Raw genomic sequence first — 17,209 nt, forward strand, 5'->3', positions numbered from 1 at the left:
GCCCACCATCCGCGCCTCGCATGAGGTGTGGGTGCTCGGCTCGGGCGGGGCCAAGGCCGACGCCGTCCGACTCGCCCTGGGCGAGGCCGGCCCGGTCCAGGTCCCGGCAGCGGGGGCGCGCGGGCGGTCCCGCACCCTGTTCCTGCTGGACCGGCCAGCGGCGGCCCGGCTCCCGGCGGGGCTGGCCCCGGCCGGGGTGGTCTGACCGGCCGCGCATCCCAGCACGCGAGATCGGCCCCGTCTCCTGGTGGAGGCGGGGCCGACGTGTGACCGGTGGGGTGAGGTCTGCGGGGTTTGCGGGGTCTGTCAGGTCTACCGCCGGATCTCATGACGGTCCTCCGTCTTGCGGCTCGTGCCGGTGGTGTCGAAAGTCAGGCAGAGGCAGCCGTGGTCGAGGCGGGGGACGTACATCCAGTAGCGGGTCAGCTCATGGATGAGGTAGAGGCCGCGCCCGTGTTCGGCGGTGAGGTCGGCGGCGGCATCACTGACGGCGGGGCGGTCGTCGGGCTTGAGGGGACCGTCGTCCTGAACGTCGACGTGCAGGACGGTGCGCGCGCCGAGGGCGTAGAAGCGCAGGGTGACGGTTCCGCCGGGGTCGCCGGAGCGGGTGTGTTGCAGGGCGTTGGTGACGGATTCGGAGACGCAGAGTTCGACGGTGTCGACCAGGTCGGGGGTGTAGCGGTCGATCAGGACGTCGCGGGCAAGCGCTCGGGCGGAGCACACTGCGGTGAGGGTGCCGGGGAGGACGTGCTCGGTGTTGAGCGCGAAGGGGGTCATGGCGTCACACCACCGCCCTCAACTGCGCGACCACCGGAAATGGACGACGAAGTGGCGGACCGCTGGGACCGAAGGGCGGCAGGGTGGTAGCTACCTGCCGTGCGGCGGTTGCGGGGTCGTCGGCGGTGACTTCAAGGCCGCAGGTGAGGAAGACCCAGCCACGTGGAGACTGCGCAGCGACAACCGTGATGCGGCGGCCATGCGGGGCGACGTAGAGAATCGGCACGGCTTCGTGTGGGCGGGCGAGTAGAGCCCGTAGGCCAAGACTGTGAAGTGCTTGAGCGAGAGCGACGAGGTAGTGACGCCTAGCCTCTTCCGGAGGACGGGACTCAAAGCCGATCGCAGGTGGACGCATGTACTTCTCCTTAGCCGACACACGGAGAGTAGAGGCTTAAGCCAGCCAAACACAGCCACACACACCTGTCAAGCAACTGGCTTGAACCACTTCTTGTATGCTGGCTGCATGGGTGCAACCAGCGAGAGCCATCAACTCCCGAGCCGCAGGATCGCGGAAGACCTGCGACGTGCGATCGAGTCGAAGACCCTCCCAGAGGGGGCCAAGCTTCCCTCCGAACGAGTCCTCGCCCAGGAGTACGGCACTGCCCGCAACACCGCCCGAGAGGCCATACGCCTGCTCGTGGAGCAAGGGCTCGTCGATGTCCAGCATGGTCGGGGCGTCTTCGTGCGCAGAAAGCACCGGCGGTTCCACTTCGGCAGCGAGCGTTATTCGCGTCGGCTGCGTGAGGAGACAGGGCTGTCTCCCTACCGCGCGGAACTCGCGAAGCAGGGGCGTACAGCACATGTTGACTGCACCTCGATTACCCACGTCAAACCACCACCGGAGGTTGCAGAGCGACTCGCCGTTGACCATGAGGCAGATTCCGTTGTCCGACGCGAGAACTGGTATTACGCGGATGGCGAACCCGTCCAGATCGGCGTAACCTTCATCCCACTCGCGATCGCGGAAGGCTCCGTTCTCGCTACCTCCGCAAACATGGGCAGGGGAAGCCTTTACGCCCGGTTCGAGGAACTGGGATACCCCATCGCCCGGATCCGCGAGGAAATCGCGGCGCGGATGCCGACCCCAGCGGAGAGCCGGAATCTGTCTATCCCTGACGGAGTTCCCGTACTCGAAGTGCTACACACCGGAATCACCGGGGATGGAACTCCATTCGAAGTCACCCGTTTTGTCATGCGGGCAGATCTCAATGGCCTGGACTACAACATGCCTGTCGAGGACTGAACATGGACAACTCCACCTATCCCACACCACCATCTGCTTCTACAATCATCCGCCCACGTGAGATGGCGGATATTGAGGCGACCACAGCCCTCCTCATCGAGGTACATCGCCGCGACGGCTACCCGGTCGAAGGCGTCGCCGACCCCCGCGCCTGGCTACAGCCTCCCGGTCTCATGCGCTCCTGGATCGCCGAGTTGAACGGCGCGATCGTCGGACACGTCAGTCTCACCGCCCCCCCAGGGGACGATCAAGCCGTCGCCCTCTGGCGAACACGTACCACCGCCCCGGCTAGCCGGGTGGCAGTCCTCGCCCGACTCTTCGTCCACCCGGAGACCCGCAGGCAGTCCGTCGGCAAGGCGCTGGTCCAAGCGGCGACCGGCTACGCTCAGAGCCGACAGACCGACCTCTTACTCGACGTCCTGGAAAAGGACACCGCAGCCATCCGCCTGTACGAGAGCCTGGGCTGGACATTCCTCGCAACCGCAACGCATTCCTTTGGCCGTGACAGCACCTTCCCTGCCCGGTACTACGCGGCGCCCCTGCAAGAGAATTCGAAGTGACCCCCCTCCATGGCCGGTGGCGCAGATCCAGCTACAGCGGGGATCTAGGAGGAAACTGCGTCGAGTGCGCCCATCTCCCCTCCACCATCGCCCTGCGCGACTCCAAGCACCCAGACAAGGGCCATTTCACCTTCCCTAGCCCGGAGTGGACCGCCTTCCTCGCGGCCATCAGACACGGCCAGCTATAGAGCTCAACACCCCGGTGGCCCGGCGGGCCTGGCGGGCCTGGTCCGCTGGGCCTTGACGGCCGCACCGTCGCGGCGCGCTGCTACGCCGCACCCTGCCGGTGAGAAGCCGATGGATCGGCGGTCACAGGTGCCGCAGCGGTGCCGTGATGGGCCGGTCGTCCCAGAGGATCTGGGAGAACACCCCGATGGCCAGACACCACGCGCTGGACAGCAGCAGCACCGCCCACGGGTCGCCGGTGGCACCGGCCCACAGAGCGCTCAGCGGGCGGGCCGCGTCCTCTTCCGCGAAGGCCGGGGCGACCGCCACCAACCCGATCAGGCTGACCAGGAGCCCGTGCGCCAACCCCATCGCGGCCACCCCGGTGGAGCGGCGCAGGCAGGCCGACGCGGACAGCCCGTGGTTGCGCCCCTCGATGACCAGGTATCCCCACGCCACCCCGGCCAGCGCCGCGAAGGCCCACCAGTGCTGCGGGGAGTCGAGCCGGGCCCGCTGCCACCAGTCCGGCAGCGCCACCAGCGCGACCAGGCCGACGGCCGCCGCAGCGGGCAGCCGGAGCAGCCACTGGGCGGCCCACAGCGCGCCCAGGCCGATGGCGCCCGCCGCGATCAGCGCATAGCACGCGGCGGCGGCCAGCGCCGCCATACCGAAGTGGCCGCCGCCCGCTGCAAGGGCCACCGCCCCCAGGCCACCCGCGACGGCGGCGTACAACGGCAGGTACCCCACCCACTGGGTGGGCTCGCAGAGCGCCGCGACCGCGAGCACCCGGAAGCGGGGTAGCAGATGGCGTTCGGCCACCGCAAGGTTGATCGCACGGTCATCGGAGGTAGGCGCCTCGTAGTTCTGCAGGTCTGTCAGAGTCAGCTTCAGTTGCCCACTACGGTAACCACGTGCGGCGACAAGGGTGTCGATCTCGGCCTCGACCTCCTCGGGATCCGCTCCGGCCAAAAACGGGTGTGAGTGCCGGGCATCGAGACAGGCAGCCCAATCCGCCCTCGCCTCACGGGCGCGGCGGAGCAGCAAGTGTTCCGTGTCGCCTCCGAAGACTTGGCCCATGCGTATCTCCGTTGGCTCATCCGTCATCTCGTCTTCGGAGAGCCATACCGTCCCGGCCGCTCGCCGGTAGCGGAACGGCTCGCTCAGGGTCAGGAACCGGAATCGAGCAGCCAGGGGACGCAGACGGCGAGCCACCACCGGATCCATCTCCGGGGCGGACAGGCTGCGCCAGGCCGCTTCGGCCAGTAGGCAGAGCCGCGCCCAGTGATCCCGCTCGTCGTCAGCCCCAGGGACATTCGCAGACCTCGTCATCTGCTCGTGCGGATGGTGGAGGATGGCACGCAGCATGTCCTCGTGAGTTGCCAACCATGCAGCGGCGTCGCCGATGGCAGCTTCCACTTCCGTCTCCGACTCCACCCTGGTGGTATGGAGGGACCACAATTTCTGCAGCTCCGACGACAGCGGCTCCCTGAGCTTTCGGGCGTCGTCGTGGCCGGCTCCTGGATCGCGAGACCGTTCAGCCGCATCCAACACACCGCCCGCGAGGCGCACGTACAGCTCCGGGGGTGGCGACGCGCCTGTGTCACTCCCAGCGTCCGGCCCCGCTGGCACCGTCAGGACTCCCGGCTCGGCAAGAGGGTACGGAGTCCCTCACCGAACGGCGTGGTCCGCCAGTGTCCTTCGGGCTCCTCGACGTAGGCATACCCCTCCAACAGCCGAGATCGGTGCGGTGGGAGGCGGAATACACCGTCCTTGTCAGTCGGACGCAGCTCCACGGCCACCATCCGGGGACTGAGCGGCCGCACTGGGATGTCGATGAAGTCGTGGGACAACTCGTGGATTACCACGGCCCGCACCGACCTGACCTCACGCTTCTTCCCGCCATCGGCACGCGCCAGGCCGAGCATGCCCTCGGCGATCCCAAGCCAGTAGAAGCCAGCCGCCTTATAGCCCCCAGTCAAGTGGAAGACATAGTCCTGCTCCGGGCCGGCGAGCCGTTCGATGAGGTGACGGGCGAGCGTCCCGAGTTGGCGCATCGCGAGGCGGAAGCCCTCGCCGCTGCCCACGTCCATGCCTGGCACCCGCACGATGAGGACCTGCCCCCGGGCCTCCTCGGACCCCTGGTCGGGCTCGTGCAGGTAGCGGATGCGGGACAGGTCGCCGTCGGTGAGAGCGACCGCGTCCCACAGTGCCGCCCGCAGCGCCCCGGGGGTGTCGCTGGCGATAAGGACCACGATGTCGTCCGCGCCGGCGCGCACCTTTTCAGGCGGTTCGGCGGCGTTCTCGTCGGCGTGGCGGGCGAGCGTGGTGAGCTCGGCGCTGAGGTTGCTCGGCCAATCGTGCACTCGGAATTCGGCGGCGGCCGCGCGCAGCAGTTCCGATTCTGGGCTTCCCGGAGTGAGCGCGGCTCGCAGGAAGTCCTGCACGCCCGTGTCGCCGAGGGGGACGAGTTTCAGATCGGGGGCGCTCGGCACTGCCGGGCTGTTGTGCTCACGCTTCGCCGCCTCCTTCTCCAGCCAAGCGTGGAGCTTGTTCCGGAGGCTGAGCCCCACCGTCACCAGGTGAACGGTCATCGCCCTCTCGACGCCCCTTTCCTCGAAAACCGGTCCCGGATGCTAGGCAGCACCGGATAGTGCGCGAATTCTTCCAGAGTCATGGTCCTGGTCTTCGAGGCAGGGAGCCGGTCCCGCCACTGGGCGGAGAGCAGCAGCGCGTCCACCCGCTCGACGTGCCGGAGTTCGACCGGCTCAGGGCGCTTCGCGCGAGCGGCCTCCTCCCGTTCCCAAGCGAGCAGGGCACCGTCGAAGGCGTCCAGGTAGCGCTGTACCTCGTCCGACCCCACGGCGCGGAAGCCCGCCGCCGCGTCCAGGCTGCGGGTCCGCTCGCGGGGGTCCGTGAGGCGCAGCCGCAGGGTGATGTGGATGCTGCCCAAACCCAGCGGCTTGCCGAGGCCGATCTTGTGGGCGTACGCGGGGCCGAGGTCCTTGGCGGCGGACTTGCTACCCGGCTCCGCGCCGACCGGGTTGCCGAGGTGCAGGACGCGCAGCAGCGCGCCCAGCTCGGCGTCGGTCAGGTTGCGGAAGGTGATCCGGGCGTGGAACGTCAGGCCCGCGCGGAGCGGCACGATGTCGCGTTCGGTGTCGCCGGGCGGTTGCGTCGCGGACCACCGCTCGCGGGCGTCCTTGAGTTCCGGGGGCACGTCCAGCTCCGGGGGCGCGTCGGAGCCGTCGGGCTTGGTGGCGTGGCGGTGGAGGTAGGTCTTGTAGCCGGTGAGGCGGATCCTGTCCTGGTTCTCCTGGGACCAGGTGTTCAGGCGGGGGTTCTCCTCCCAGCAGCTGGGGTGGTTCTGAACGAGGTACTGTCCGAACGCCGTGCGATGCGGTGAGAGGAGCTGGACCCGCAGGGGCGTTCTGTCATCCGGGTTCTCGTCGCTGCTCACCGCCGAGCCGACCGATACCCGTCCACGCACGGCGAGCGGTCTGTCGTCGTCGCTCGTGCACAGGTCGATGTCGCCGAAAAGGGCACGGGGAACGTCGATCGCACGGCCGGTTGTCTCCCCCATCAGCGGTTCGGGGACCGCCACGCGGATGGGATCGAAGTCGCCGACCGCGATCCGGTAGCCCCCAGCCCGGCCGAAGGAGAGCACTTCTCCTGATTCATCAGCCCGGAACCAGACCGGTTCGATCCCTTGAGCCGGGAGGCCGCCGCCACGGCCGTACGGAAGCAGTCGCCGCTTCGACTCCTCCTCGTTCAGCTCCGCATCGATGTCTCTGACCCGGAGATATCCGGGAAAGTTCTGCTGCTGATACTGAGTGACCTGTTCAGATGATTCGAATTCCGTGATGAGTCGCTCCGGAACGGAAAGGAGGTCACCTCGGAAGCCGTCCGGCATCGGGAAGAGGTACAGGTGCGTCCGCTGACCGGCCGCCACACCGGTCAGGACGATCACGCACCGCACGATCTCGTGGTTCTGGTAGCCCTGGCGGGTCCGCTGAAACTCGGACGCCCGCTCCCGACTCGGGAACACTCGCTCGACCTCCTGATACCCGCCATCGGGATCGGGCGGCGGATCCAGCGCATACACGATGCGGAACTGGAAGTGCCGATGATGCGGGTCCTCCATGGGGCCGTAGGTGTTGTCGTTCGGCGGGATCAGGAACGTGCGGTGGGGAAACTCGTGTTCCGCGATGCAGCGCTGGAAGTCCGTGAATGACATCTCCAGCGGCAGCTTGGAGGGGCTGCGTTTGATCCGCCACCCGTCGCCGCCGCGGAAGAGAAAACCGATCTTGGTCTCGACATTGCCTGAGTGCTTCGCCTTGTACTGGTCGTGGAGGCGCGACATGACCCATTGGGAGCGATTCAACGGTCTGTCCTTGCCCCCCTTGACCTTGATCGGCGCCCGGAAGAACAGCTGCGGGGTGTTGACCGGCCCCACCTCTCCCCCGGTCAGCATCCGAAGGTAGTCGCGGAGCATCCCACGCAACGACGATCCCGGAATGGCCGGACGCCCATTGACACGCAATGAACGCGTCGACTCGGGATTCTGCGGATCCGTGGCCCCGATGAAGAGCGGCGTCAGGTTCTGGATCCGCAGGTCGATCCATCCGGTGTGAGTGCCCGGAATCCGCCGGTCGTGGCTCCTCAGCAGCTCCTCCTGCCGCAGGGTCTCCCCGACGGACGTCTGGAGGCGCTCCGCCGGCATGGGGTGGTCGGGCAGCGGCACCAGGCCGTAGGGGGCCAGGGCCCGGTTGCGGGGCAACCTTCCCTCGTCGCCGATCGAGCCGCCTTTCGCCTGGCGGGAAGGCCGATCGCCACCGGAACGGGGTGGCCTGGGCTGTCGGCGTACCGCGTCGGTTTGCTTCGTCTTCCGCATGATGTTGGGGTTCGGTCGCACCCCGTCCGTCGGGGACGTCGGTTTCGGCTCGCTCATGCTCCTCGGCCTCCCGCTGCCGGGTCGGGTCTGGTCGTCCGGAAACCTGTGAGCCGGTGGAACACCACCCCCACCGCCCCCGTAGCCGGGTCCTCCGCCCAGTACTCGCGGACGGTGAGCCAACTGCCGTAGCCCTTCTCGCCGTCCGGTTCCGGGGCCTGCCACTCGACCGGATGGACGGCCGTGGACCCGGACCGGTCCGTGGCGATGCACAGGGGGCCGATGCCCGGCCTGCTCTCGGGAAGCTGGGTGACCGTGCCGCCGAGCAGCAGGAACCACCGGTCCCGCGGCTGGAGCCAGGACGGGAGCCGGCCGACGTCCTCCGCGTCCCGCGACAGCCACGCCCGTTCGGCGCCCTCCCCGATGCGCAGTTCGGCCGACGGAGAGAACACGATCGCCTCCAGCAGTTGCCAGGCGTCGGACCGGTCGGCGGCCGGGGTCGGGGCGGAGAGCTGCTGCGTGGCCTGGTCGGTGCTGGACAGCCGCCACGTCTCATCGGGGCAGCCACCGGTGATCCGGCCGTGGCCGAACTCCGCGAGCAGCCACTGCGGCTCCCTCGGGGCCACCGCGTCGAGCACACGGCAGCGGCGTTGTTCGCCGAACACGTCAGCGAAGGCCGCCGCGATCTCGTCGTCACCGAGTTCGCGCACCAGCACGCCGTGCGGCGCGGAAAGCTCGCCATCCTCCGGGGCGACTCCCGGTGAGCCCGTCGTGTCGTTCGTGGTCATCCGTTCCCCTCTCCTCCGGACGACGCTGCTCCGGACGACGCTGCTCCGGACGGCTGCGCTCTGGGCGACCGCGCTCCGGACGGTGTTCCGGCCGCCGACGGATCGGCTCCGCCTCCGGCCTCCTTGTGCAGCTCGGCCAGCCAGTCGGCGGCCCGTGCCCGGTCCGGGCTGGCCGGGTCGTCGATCGCCCGCAGCAGGTCGGTCCGCTCCGTCTCCTCGCCCGGCCGGCGGGACACCAGCACCGCGGACCGCACCGTGAGCCGGCCGTGGCCCACACCCGCGCCGCCGCCGATGGAGTGGAACGGGACGGTGTAGAGCTCGCGGACGACCAGCGTGAGCAGGCCCCGCAGGGCGTCGTCGGCGTCGGCGGCGTCGAGGACGACGCGGGCGACCCCGCCGGCCTCGACGTCGTCGGTGAACAGCCGGCCGTCGACGGTGTCGCCGAACAGCGTGTCGATCGTCGTGCGGGTGGTGCGCAACCTCGTGCTTTCGGAGAGGACTCCGGGCGAGCGCAGCCGGAGCCGCGCCGGGCGCGGACCTCCGTCCCCGCCGGGCCCGGTGTCGCTTCCCCACCAGTGGGCGAACCAGTTATGGGCCGGGTCGCCCGAGACGTCCCACTCCGCTCCCGGCTGCTCGGCGGTGCCGGCGATCTCGCGCACCAGACCGCGTGCGGTGCGTTTGAACAGCGCGAAGACCGCGGTCCCGCCCAGCTCGGGCCGCCACTGCACGCGGCCGTCGGAGTAGCGCGGCCGGGTGCGGTGCGCGCGGTCCACCTCGCCGAGGCGGTCCGGCGCCGGCGTGTCGCCCACCAGCAGCACGCCGGGCCACGGCCCGGTGGCGGGCGCGCCGTCGAGGTCGTCGAACGGTGCGGGGACGAAGGACCGGGTGCTGCGCTCGGCGACGGCCAGTGTGACGACGAAGGTGTCGCGGCACCGGACGTCGGCACGCCGGGCGTCGAGTTCGTGGTGGAAGGCGGTGTGCGTCCGTTCGAGGTCGCGAGCGGTCCACCCGGCCCGCTCGTCGTGACCGGCTTCGGCCAGTGCGGCGGTCCGCAGGGCGGCGAGGGTGCCGTCCACCGCGGATTCCAGCCGAGCGTGGCGGTCGGAGGTTTCCAGCCCGTTGCGGGCCTCTTTCCAGCGCTCCTCCCATCCGCGGGCGTAGTAGGCTCCCCAGCCCTCCGGCGTGTGCAGGTCGTGGCGCCGGACATGCCATGCCTCGGCCACCACCTCCCCGTACCCGCGCCCGGTCCGGGCTCCGATGCGGATGCCGGCGGGCCCGGGGAGGCCGTCGTCAGATGTTTCGCCTTCGCTGTCGGCGGCGAGCCCGGCGGCGGCCGTCGAGACGAGCGCCAGCAGCCGCCCCTCGTCGCCGTCCGGCACTCGCAGCCGCATCGTGACGGTGAACGACGTTCCGGCCGGCAGCACCTCCATCCGCCAGAACGCGCCGGGCGCGGCGGTGCCCGAATCGGGGTCGATCCGGTTGCCGACCCGGACGGTGATGTTCGCGTCTTCGGGGAGGACGGCCACCGCGTCGTCGATGTCGAGCGCGCTCATGGTCGCCGGTTCGGTGTCGGTCGCGGCGAACTCCGGGACCGCGGGTGCCCCGAACAGCGTGTCGGCCCAGCCGCGTCGTCCGGCCCCCGCGGCGCCGGTGGCGTCGGCGTGGACCGGTGGGTCGCATCGGTCGGCCAGGTGGTGCCGGAGCAGTCCCGCGAGCGTGCTGGCCCGCAGTCGGGGTTCTCTGGTCACCGGGTCGCGGTCCAGGAGCTGGTCGACCTCGCTCTCGGCGGCGTGCGGCGCGCTGGGGGCGGCCGAGCCGATGTGGGTGTCGCCGAGGAGCCGCAGCCGCGTGCTGATCTCCCAGATCACCCGCGGCCCGGCGGGCGCGCCGCCGGCGAACTCGTCCAGGCGCTTCTCGAACACCTGGGGGTCCGTTCCCGTCATGTCAGTGCCTCTCCGCTCCACGCGCGCGGGACGTCTCCCGGACCTGGACCGGTCCGCCCCGCGGCCGCCGATCGGATACCCCGGTCCCCTCGCGGCGCCCGGAACACGTCACTCGCCCGCTCCGAACGGGAGGCAGCCACCGGCCGAGGCCGGACGGCGACGTCCCGCGCCGCCCGCGGCCCCTGGGAACTCCTCCCGGTGGTCCAGGCCGACCGGCGCACGGACGTCTCCGGCCGCACACCGACCATGGCTCCTCCCTGTTCCTGCTCCTCCCGGCACGGCGGCCGACCGTACCGGCGGCCGGTCGGGGCCGGTGCTCGCACGGGACCGCCGGCGGTGCCGGTGCCCGCGGGTTCCGTCGACGCGCATGCCGCCACTACACGGTCCCCGCCCTGTTCTCGGCCCGCTCCTCGTCATGGGGCCGGGCGCGGGCGGCGGCCTCGGCGAGCCAGGTGGTGACGAGGAGCAGGGCGAGCCGGTCGGCGACCCGCGGGTCGCCGAGCCAGCTCGTGGCGGCCGGGCTGAGCACGCCCGATGCCGGGTCGGGGGCCGTGAGGTCGACCGGGGCGATCGCGCGGGCCAACGCCGCGTCAGCGTCCTCGAACGCACCGGCCCGCCACTCCGCCGGTGCCGTCGCCGCCGCCGTCAGCCAGGCGGGAAACGTGACTCGTTTGCCCTGCCACTCGACCCTGGCGGACTCGACCGCCTTCGCCGCCTTGCCGGTGAACGGCTTGAACGGGGCCGCCAAGTGCGCCATCTTCCCGCCCTCCCCGGCCGCGACGCCGGCCAGTCGCTTCAGGGTGACCCCGGGGCCGGGCGCCGATGCCGCGGCGACCTCGCGCAGGCGGCCGAGCAGGCTCCTGGTGGGCAGCGGTCCCGCCTCGGCGCTGGCGGCGGCGACCGCGCGGGCCCGGTCGCGGACGACGCGGGCGCAGGCGTTCCACAGCAGCTTGTCGTAGAGAGCGGCGAGCGGGGCATCCTTCCCGGCTTCGGACCTGACGGCCGCCGCGAGCCCGTCCGACGACACCTGGGCGCTCTCCCCATTGGCGAGCGTCACCGGGGTGCCGGGCCCGCCTCCGTTCCGCCGGTACGGCGGGCCCGCCTCCCCGGCGGCGGTCGGCACCCTGTCCTCCGGCAACCGGGACAGGTCGGGCTCGGGCAGCAGCACGAAGGCGCCGTTGCCGTCCACCGTCCGGGTACCGAGCGGCACCGACTCAAGGGCGCGCACCTCCTCTGCCGCGAGGTCGCGCATGGCGCGCAGCCGGACCACGGAGCCGGGGGCCGCCGCCCAGCGCTGCGCCATCTCGGACCGGTAGCCGACGTGGTACCCGACCAGCTCGCACGGCTCGATGTGGCTGGCCTCGACCGCCACCGCGTCCGGTCCCACGACGCGTTCCGCCAGCCTCCGCACGGCGGCCGGCAGCGCGCCCGGGTGCGGCTGGCCGCGATCGTCCACGATCAGCGCCGGAGCCAGCACCACCAGGTCGCGGTGCTCGCCGGCCGGCCACGCGCTGGCCGGGCAGGCGGTGCGGTCCACGGCGAGCGGTGAGTCCCCACCGGGTGTCCCCGGCAGGGTGCCGACCAGCACCCGGCCACCGTGCGCCCGGGTGCGGTCGGCGCCGAGGGTGACGGGGTGGCCGCCGCCGACCAGGATCGTCCGGATCTCGGCCGCCAGCGCGCGCAGCCCCGCCTCGTCCGGCGCGCGCAACTGCCACCGGGCCTCGAAGACCTGGCCGTGGTCGACGCTCGTAGTGAGGAACGGCGTCCCGGATCCCGGGCCCCCGCCGTCGCCGCGACCGAGGTACTGCTCCGTGCTCATGGCGGGCACCGCCCGGTAGCGGAGATCGGGGGTGACCAGCCCGTCGTAGGAACGGGTCCGCCCGCCCTCCCCTGTCCGGCCCGTGTCGCCGCCCCGGGCAGCCAGCGTGTCGACCAGTCCGACGCCGACACCTTTCTCGACGTGCGCCCGGAGCCACCGCGGTGCCGGGATGGTGGGGGTCGGCCGCATCCCCTCCGGCTCCAGCAGCGGGAACGCCGTCGCGAACCGGACGACCGCTCCGCGCGCCACCCACTCCGGCACCAGGTCCCGCCGCCCGGCGCGGTGCAGCACGGAGGCGAGCATGCCCCGCTGGACCCGCCCCTCGATCACGGCCGCCGACCGGACGAACAGCGGGTTGAGGTCGGTGCGCAGCACCATGGACTGCGTGGTGTGGTAGCGCAACCGGAGATAGCCGGTCACGCCGCCCCCTCCCGGTACGGGGGTGAACGCGGACTCGGTCACAGTCACCCGGTTCCCTTCTCGCAGGCGGACGTCGGGGTGGGCCGGTGGCGGCGGCCGCCGGCGGCCGCCCCCGCCGGGGGACGCGGTGCGGCACTCGACCTGCCCGGGTGCACGCTGGAGCGGGTCCGCAGGGCGGACCGCCCACCGGGGCGGCACCGGCCGGACCCGCACCCGCTCACGCGCCCTCCGGGGACCGCTGCTCGCGCGGCGGCAGACCGGCCCACGCCAGGGTCGCCTCATGCTCGTCGGACGTGCTCGCCGAGCCGAGCCGGACGTCGATGCGTCCCCGCCCGCGGGTCTCGCGGTGACCGGCCTGGGTGGTGGCGAGCGCGGCGCGGGCGAGCAGCCGCAGGTGGTCGGCCCGGGGCTCGCCGTGCCACCGCAGGGGCGCCACCAGGTGGATCCCGGGGTTGAGCACCCGGTTGGTACGCAGCCGTCCTGGAATGGGAGCGCCGTCCGCGTCGACCTCCACGCCGCTCTCCAGGCTGGTGAACGCGTCGGTCACCGACCGGACCAGGACGGCGGCCAGTCCGTCCGGGGTCATGCCCGGGCGGTGGCCGCGCTGGTGCAGCGCGTAGGCGACGGCGGCGCGGATCGGCTCGGCGCACCGCGCGTCGTCGATCTGCACGAGCCGCTCCCGGTCGTGCCTTCGGGGAACCCCGAACACCTCCTCCGCCGCGTCCAGCAGGCCGGGCTCCGCCCGGACCACGCCGACGGCGGCGGCGCGCAGCCGGGCCGCGAGCCGGTGCCGGGGCAGGCGGGGCAGCCCGTGGTCGTCAGTGGCGATGTCGGTGTCGGCCGCGGTGCCGGCCACGCTGTTCCCCACGAACATCGCGGGAGATGTGATGTCGACGGTGACGAACTCCGGCCGGTCGCTCATGCGCCCTCCCCGCTCCGCACCGGCTCCTCCGCCAGCGCCACGTCGAGGTGGACGTCGAGCAGGTCGATGGCGTCGAGGAGTTCGCCCCGGGAGCACTCCGGCGGCAGCTCCGCGGCGACCCCCCGGGCCTTTCGCCGCTCCAGCTCGGGCTCAAGGGGCTCACCGTCGTACAGCAGCGTGCGCAGGTCCGACAGGACCCAGGACCGCTGCTCGGCCATGTCCGGGCTCCGCAGCACCCCGGGAGCACCGGAGCCGCCGTGCGCGTCGGCGAGGTAGCCGTCAAGGAAGGCCCGGAACCGGGTGCCGGTCATGGGCAGCGCGGTGCGCCCGTCAGTGCCGCTCTCACCACGCGCCGCCGCCAGGCTCCCGACCACCCGCTCCGGTGCGTCGAACCGCTGCGACCAGGCGACGACGTGGTCGTCGATAGCGCCGTCCGCCCGCTCGCCCTCCGCCTTCTTGAGCTGCTTCTTCCTGCGCTGCTCCGCCTTGAGCTGCTCCTTCGCGTGCTTGCACAGCGCCGCGCAGATGTCGTAGCCGACGGCGAGGGAGGACCCCACGGGCTGCACCGCGATCCCGACCCCCGCGGTGGGCACCCCGGTGGTCCGGGGCGGCAGGTCCGGGCCGTCCCACACCGGCCGGGCCCACGGTGCTCCCCGGTTCACCATGCGGTGGCGGGGGTCCTTCGGCCCTGTGGGCGCACCGTCCAGCCAGTCCAGCGCGAACCGGGTGACGCTCCACGCCAGCCGGGCGTCGCAGAGGATGGTGAGGTCGTCACCGGCGACCACGAGCGGCCGGACCGGGACGAGCAGGGTGCGCCGTCGGCCGTGCTCCGGCGACCTGACGGCGGGACGCAGTGCGGAGCCGCCGTTCCCGCGCCCGGTGATGACCGGTTCACCGTCGTCCGTGAGCGTGATCGCGCGGGCGACGGCGCGGGTGATCGCCTCGGCGAGCCCGGCGGTGACCGCGTGGATGTCGGCCGACACGCGCCGCAGTTCCGCCGCGATCTCGCCGGGGGCGAGCTCCTGCGTGAATCTGGCGAGGAGGTCGCCGAGGCCGTTGAAGTCGAGGTGGATGACGGCGAGGCGGCTGATGTCGCCGACGTCGCGGCCCAGTTCCTCCACGTCCGTGGGCAGGTCGAGGTCCTCGGTCCAGCCGTCGGGACGGGCGGCCGCGTCCAGCCACGCCTCTCGTTGTCTACGGTGCCACTGGCTGCCGACCCGGCGTGCCTCGACAATGTCATGTGCCACCCGCTCGGCAGGCCGGTCGGCGCCCCCGCGCCCCTTCGGCGGCTGGTCCACGACCTCGGCCGGCCGTCCGGTCACCTCGCAGAGCGCGGTGACGCCGAAGCCGCGTGCGGGCAGGTGCTCGACGGCCCGGCCCCGGGCCGTGGCGAGCTCGCCCGGTAGCGCGGCGAGCGCCTCGGCGAGCGTGCGCTGCGGCTCGTCCGGGCCGTAGGGGAGGTGCGCCACCACCGGCACCAGCCGGTCGGACCGCTTGCGCACCTCGCGGGTGTAGCGGCCGGTGAACTCGCGGGCCGCGGTGCGGTCCGCGAATCCGGCGACGAGGGTGCCGCCGTGCTCGCGTTCGAGGCTGTAGGTGGGAGGTTCCGCGCCGTGCCTCCGGTACAGCCTCTCGTCCAGCCACGCGCGCGTGGTGAGTTCGGCGACCATCTCGGCCCGGCCCACCGCGTCGAGCAGCCGCCGCGTCTCGAACACGAACGCCTGGATGCCGCGGAGGTCGACGCCGACGAGGACCCCCTCCGCCGCGGGTTCGTGTGGGCTGGTGGGCACGGAAGATCTCCTCGTCACTGCGGTGGCGGACCGGTCGCCGGCGGGGGCCCGGCGGCGCGGGGGCGCCCGGCCGGGGGCGTGCACGGGCCGGCCCGGGGGCGCAGGTGATCATCCTGGCGGACGGAGGGGCCGGTTCGCAGCCCGATGGCCGGGATCGGCCGCGCCGGCCCGGTGGACCCCCGGCGGTCAGTGCCCGGGGCCGCCCCGGCCGTCGACCTCGTCCACGAACCGCAGGACCCGGGCGTTGACCTCGGCCGCGCACTGGCCGGAGATCGCGTGGGTGGCGTCCGGCCACAGTTCGGCCTGGACGTCGGGTACGAGGGCGCGCGCCCGCTCGATCGCCCGCCGCGGGTCGTGCACGACGCTGCGACCGGCGATGAGGGCGAGCGCCCGGACGCTGATACCGCGCAACTGGTCGTCGGTGAAGAGCGCGGGGGCGGGCAGGGCGGTGCGGTAGCAGCGCAGGGCCGCCGCGATGACCTCGCCCGTCGGGTCGCCCTCGGGGGCCACGCCCTGGCCGTCGATCCAGCGCAGGAAGCGGGGCAGCGCCCACGACGCGGTCAGCGGCACGACCGTCGGGACGGTGCGCAGCACGAGGCCGAGGGACATGCGGGCGAATGTCTGGATCGGGTCGAGGAGGCTGATGGAGGCGACCCGCTCGGGGGCGTGCACGGCCTGGTTGACGGCGCTCCAGCCGCCGATGGACACCCCCACCAGGTGGGCACGCTCGATCTCCAGGCGCTCCAGTGCCTCCGCGAGCCACGCGGCGCGGTCGGCCGCCGATCGGATGGGCGCGGTCTGCTCGCTCCCCCCGGCCTCGCCGAGCAGGTCGACCGCGTACACCTGGCGCCGCGCGGCCAGCGCCGCGATGTTGGGACGCCACATCGCGGAGGTTCCGCCGGTGCCGTGGAGGAGCACGAGCGGCGGCCCCTCGCCGGCGCCGAACCGGTAGACCCGCACCCGGCCGAACCGGGTCACGATGTTGTGGAGCCCCGCCCGTTCCGGGAGTCCGTCGAGTGCCTTCCCGTAGTGGTACTCGAACCGTGCGCGCGCGGCCGGCGAGGTGAAGCGCCCGATCCCGCCGGGCGACTCGACTCGGCCGCGGCCCCTGGACGTCATGCGGACTCTCCTTTTATACAATATGTTTGTATTGAATCCGCATTCAACCACATCCGAGAGCGAAGTGACGAATGCCCAGACAGGTGGACCATGACGAGCGCCGACGCGAGATCGCGGAGGCGGTGTGGCGGATCGCCGCGGCGCGCGGCCTGGAGGCGGTGCGGATGCGCGAGGTGGCGGCCGAGGCCGGGGTCTCCATCGGCCGGGTCCAGCACTACTTCGAGAGCAAGGACGACCTGGTCGCGTTCGCGGCCACGCGGCTCCGGAGCCGGATCGAGGAGCGGATCCGCCGGCACGCCGAGGACGTCCCCGAGCCCCGCTCCCCGCTGCTGGTCCTGCGTGCCCTGCTCACCGGGCTGCTCCCGCTCGACGCGGACGGACGCGAGACCGCGCTGGTCGGGTTGGCCGTCTTCCACCGGGCCCTGAGCGACCGCGAGCTGGCGAAGCTCTACCAGCGCGGCCGGGCCCGGCTCGTGGCGGAGGTCATGTCGCACCTGGCCGCCGCCGCGGCCGCCGGCGAGATCCCCGAGCGGATCGACCCCCGCCTGGAGACGTACGCGCTCCTCGCCGCCACCGACGGCATCGCGACCGACCTGCTGCACGCGCACTACGCGCCCGAGACGGCGCGCGCCCTGCTCGACCGCCAGATCGACGGGCTGCGCAACGCCCCGCCGCCGGTCCGCGGGGCCGGTGCGCCGGCGCCACCGGGGGTCGCGCCCATGGCACCGTGACCGGCGTCCCGCCTGTTCACACCGCTGCCGCGGGGCGCCTCGCA

Annotated in this window: 15 protein-coding genes; 5 read left to right on the forward strand and 10 right to left on the reverse strand. The window is 72.3% G+C overall.

Annotated elements, in window-relative coordinates; all coding sequences use genetic code 11:
- On the forward strand, positions 1-205 hold a 205-nt coding region (locus tag DEF28_RS06845), incomplete at its 5' end, for a 6-phosphogluconolactonase (RefSeq protein WP_199493165.1).
- A 107-nt stretch (positions 206-312) separates the two neighbouring features.
- On the opposite strand, the gene DEF28_RS06850 is transcribed toward DEF28_RS06845, so the two are convergent.
- Entirely contained in the window at positions 313-777 is a 465-nt protein-coding gene (locus DEF28_RS06850; protein WP_114399531.1) for an ATP-binding protein, read from the reverse strand.
- A gap of 463 nt (positions 778-1,240) precedes the next feature.
- Here DEF28_RS06850 and DEF28_RS06855 point away from each other — a divergent pair, with 463 nt between their 5' ends.
- The 3 genes from DEF28_RS06855 to DEF28_RS06865 are packed head-to-tail and all read left to right on the forward strand — an operon-like array spanning position 1,241 to position 2,768.
- Positions 1,241-2,020: a GntR family transcriptional regulator gene (locus DEF28_RS06855; RefSeq protein WP_114399530.1), complete on the forward strand. Its 780-nt coding sequence runs from the start codon at positions 1,241-1,243 to the stop codon at positions 2,018-2,020.
- Positions 2,021-2,022: 2 nt separating this feature from the next.
- Positions 2,023-2,580: a GNAT family N-acetyltransferase gene (locus DEF28_RS06860; RefSeq protein ID WP_114399529.1), complete on the forward strand. Its 558-nt coding sequence runs from the start codon at positions 2,023-2,025 to the stop codon at positions 2,578-2,580.
- Positions 2,577-2,768, forward strand: a complete 192-nt coding sequence (locus DEF28_RS06865) for a DUF397 domain-containing protein (protein WP_114399528.1) — start codon at positions 2,577-2,579, stop codon at positions 2,766-2,768. Before DEF28_RS06860 ends, DEF28_RS06865 begins: the two co-directional genes overlap by 4 nt.
- Positions 2,769-2,889: 121 nt before the next feature.
- On the opposite strand, the gene DEF28_RS27230 is transcribed toward DEF28_RS06865, so the two are convergent.
- The 9 genes from DEF28_RS27230 to DEF28_RS06910 form a co-directional block, all read right to left on the reverse strand.
- Positions 2,890-3,564: a hypothetical protein gene (locus tag DEF28_RS27230; RefSeq protein ID WP_147280207.1), complete on the reverse strand. Its 675-nt coding sequence runs from the start codon at positions 3,562-3,564 to the stop codon at positions 2,890-2,892.
- An 812-nt stretch (positions 3,565-4,376) separates the two neighbouring features.
- The gene (locus DEF28_RS06875) at positions 4,377-5,336 is read right to left on the reverse strand and encodes a hypothetical protein (RefSeq protein ID WP_114399526.1); all 960 of its coding nucleotides are present in this window, start codon (positions 5,334-5,336) and stop codon (positions 4,377-4,379) included.
- The gene (locus DEF28_RS06880) at positions 5,333-7,693 is read right to left on the reverse strand and encodes a TIGR03986 family type III CRISPR-associated RAMP protein (protein WP_114399525.1); all 2,361 of its coding nucleotides are present in this window, start codon (positions 7,691-7,693) and stop codon (positions 5,333-5,335) included. The genes DEF28_RS06875 and DEF28_RS06880 overlap by 4 nt, the downstream gene beginning before the upstream one ends.
- A complete protein-coding gene (locus DEF28_RS06885; protein WP_114399524.1) occupies positions 7,690-8,421 on the reverse strand; it encodes a hypothetical protein in 732 nt (243 codons plus the stop codon). The genes DEF28_RS06880 and DEF28_RS06885 overlap by 4 nt, the downstream gene beginning before the upstream one ends.
- Complete coding sequence (locus tag DEF28_RS06890) at positions 8,418-10,364, reverse strand: RAMP superfamily CRISPR-associated protein (protein WP_114399523.1); 1,947 nt, start codon at positions 10,362-10,364, stop codon at positions 8,418-8,420. The genes DEF28_RS06885 and DEF28_RS06890 overlap by 4 nt, the downstream gene beginning before the upstream one ends.
- A gap of 376 nt (positions 10,365-10,740) precedes the next feature.
- Entirely contained in the window at positions 10,741-12,603 is a 1,863-nt protein-coding gene (locus tag DEF28_RS06895) for a hypothetical protein (RefSeq protein ID WP_147280206.1), read from the reverse strand.
- Between the two features lie 217 nt (positions 12,604-12,820).
- A complete protein-coding gene (locus DEF28_RS06900) occupies positions 12,821-13,525 on the reverse strand; it encodes a hypothetical protein (RefSeq protein WP_114399521.1) in 705 nt (234 codons plus the stop codon).
- On the reverse strand, positions 13,522-15,315 hold the full coding sequence (locus tag DEF28_RS06905) for a hypothetical protein (protein WP_114399520.1): 1,794 nt from the start codon (positions 15,313-15,315) through the stop codon (positions 13,522-13,524). The genes DEF28_RS06900 and DEF28_RS06905 overlap by 4 nt, the downstream gene beginning before the upstream one ends.
- A 186-nt stretch (positions 15,316-15,501) precedes the next feature.
- Entirely contained in the window at positions 15,502-16,434 is a 933-nt protein-coding gene (locus DEF28_RS06910) for an alpha/beta fold hydrolase (protein WP_114397091.1), read from the reverse strand.
- A gap of 71 nt (positions 16,435-16,505) precedes the next feature.
- On the opposite strand from DEF28_RS06910, the gene DEF28_RS06915 reads away from it, so the two are divergent.
- Positions 16,506-17,165 carry a TetR/AcrR family transcriptional regulator gene (locus tag DEF28_RS06915; protein ID WP_114397090.1) on the forward strand — a complete coding sequence of 220 codons (660 nt, stop codon included), beginning with the start codon at positions 16,506-16,508 and terminating at the stop codon, positions 17,163-17,165.
- Positions 17,166-17,209: the final 44 nt, after the last annotated feature.

The sequence above is a fragment of the Marinitenerispora sediminis genome (genome assembly GCF_003336425.1).
In the GTDB taxonomy this organism is placed as follows: domain Bacteria; phylum Actinomycetota; class Actinomycetes; order Streptosporangiales; family Streptosporangiaceae; genus Marinitenerispora; species Marinitenerispora sediminis.

Excerpts from the sequence above, each read along its gene's own strand:
- DEF28_RS06915 (WP_114397090.1), top strand. The coding sequence starts at position 16,506 with ATGCCCAGACAGGTGGACCATGACGAGCGCCGACGCGAGATCGCGGAG.
- DEF28_RS06885 (WP_114399524.1), bottom strand. The coding sequence starts at position 8,421 with ATGACCACGAACGACACGACGGGCTCACCGGGAGTCGCCCCGGAGGAT.
- DEF28_RS06875 (WP_114399526.1), bottom strand. The coding sequence starts at position 5,336 with ATGACCGTTCACCTGGTGACGGTGGGGCTCAGCCTCCGGAACAAGCTC.
- DEF28_RS06890 (WP_114399523.1), bottom strand. The coding sequence starts at position 10,364 with ATGACGGGAACGGACCCCCAGGTGTTCGAGAAGCGCCTGGACGAGTTC.
- DEF28_RS06850 (WP_114399531.1), bottom strand. The coding sequence starts at position 777 with ATGACCCCCTTCGCGCTCAACACCGAGCACGTCCTCCCCGGCACCCTC.
- DEF28_RS06910 (WP_114397091.1), bottom strand. The coding sequence starts at position 16,434 with ATGACGTCCAGGGGCCGCGGCCGAGTCGAGTCGCCCGGCGGGATCGGG.
- DEF28_RS06900 (WP_114399521.1), bottom strand. The coding sequence starts at position 13,525 with ATGAGCGACCGGCCGGAGTTCGTCACCGTCGACATCACATCTCCCGCG.
- DEF28_RS06880 (WP_114399525.1), bottom strand. The coding sequence starts at position 7,693 with ATGAGCGAGCCGAAACCGACGTCCCCGACGGACGGGGTGCGACCGAAC.
- DEF28_RS06855 (WP_114399530.1), top strand. The coding sequence starts at position 1,241 with ATGGGTGCAACCAGCGAGAGCCATCAACTCCCGAGCCGCAGGATCGCG.
- DEF28_RS06860 (WP_114399529.1), top strand. The coding sequence starts at position 2,023 with ATGGACAACTCCACCTATCCCACACCACCATCTGCTTCTACAATCATC.